Below are 1282 nucleotides of genomic sequence, written 5' to 3' on the forward strand. Positions count from 1 at the left end.
CGCCGCACCTGCTCGGCCGCCGCGGCGAGGCGCGCGGCGAGGTCGGCGCCGTCATCCGCGGCCATCCGCTCAAGCGCGCCGAGCACGGCACGCACGCCCGGATGCGCGGCGATCGGCGCCGGCGTGCTCTTCCTGAACGGAATGCCGGCGCGGTCGAACGCCTCGCGCAGTGCGGCGGCCTGGGCATCGGTGCGGTACAGCACGGCGAAGTCGGCGAAGCCGAGCGGAGCCGCCGGCTCCGCGGTGCTGCCGTTCGCGGCGAGCATGTCATGCCCGCCGAGCAGCGCCTCGATGGTCGCGGCGACGAAGGCGGCCTCGTCGCGCTCGTCGGCCGCCTCGTGCAGCAGGATCGGCGCGCCGGCCGATCGCTGCGCCTCGGCCGCCCGTGCGCCGAGCAGCGCCGCGGAGGCGGCGACGATCGTTCCGGTCGAGCGGTAGTTGCGCGCAAGCCGCAGCGTGCGCGCAGCCGGGAAGTCGGACGCGAAGCGCGCGAAGCACGTCGCGTCGGCGCCGCGGAAGCCGTAGATCGCCTGGTCCGGGTCGCCGATCACGCAGAGCCCGCTGCCGTCGCCGGCGAGCAGACGCAGCAGCCGGTACTGCATCTCGTCGACGTCCTGGAATTCGTCGGCGACGATGTGGCGGAAGCGGCCGCGCCAATGGGCGGCGGCGGCCGGATCGGTCTCCAGCACCCGAACGGCGAGCACGATCAGGTCGTCGAGATCGACCCAGCCCTGCGCCGCCCCCAGCCGGCGCAGGGCGGCGAGCGCCGCGCCGGCCTCGCCCGCCCCCTCGGCGCCGGTCCGCTTCAGGAGCGAAACCTCGCGCAGGAGCCGCTGTGCCTGCCCCGGCGTCGCGCCGAGCGCGGCGCGCAGCGCCTCCGCACGCTCGGCCTCGCTGGCGATGCGGAAGCCCGGCGCGACGCCCGCGGCCGCGCCGTCGCGGCGCAGGATCGCGAGCCCGAGCGTATGGAAGCTGTGCACCGCGCAGCCGCCGGCGCCGAGCGCGGCGAGCCGGGACGCGAGCTCCTCGGTCGCGCGGCGGGTGAAGGTGACGGCGAGGCAGACGGAAGCGGGCACGCCGCGCTCGCGCACGAGATGCGCGAGCCTGTGGGTCAGCACGCGCGTCTTGCCGGAGCCAGGGCCGGCGATCACCAGGAGCGGCGTGCCGATCGTCCCGGCTGCGTCGCGCTGCTCCGGATCGAGCCCGGCGAGGATGCCGCCGCGCGCGGGCGGGGGCGGGGCGGCGGAGGCTCGCCGGCCTCGGCGGCCAGCGCCTCCACCAC

At 77.3% G+C, this 1282-nt stretch carries 1 protein-coding gene; it reads right to left on the reverse strand.

Annotated elements, in window-relative coordinates:
* On the reverse strand, nucleotides 1-1282 hold a 1282-nt coding region (locus tag FK498_RS18685; protein ID WP_141857204.1), incomplete at both ends, for an ATP-dependent helicase.

The sequence above is a fragment of the Elioraea sp. Yellowstone genome, assembly GCF_006704265.1.
Taxonomy (GTDB): Bacteria; Pseudomonadota; Alphaproteobacteria; order Acetobacterales; family Acetobacteraceae; genus Elioraea.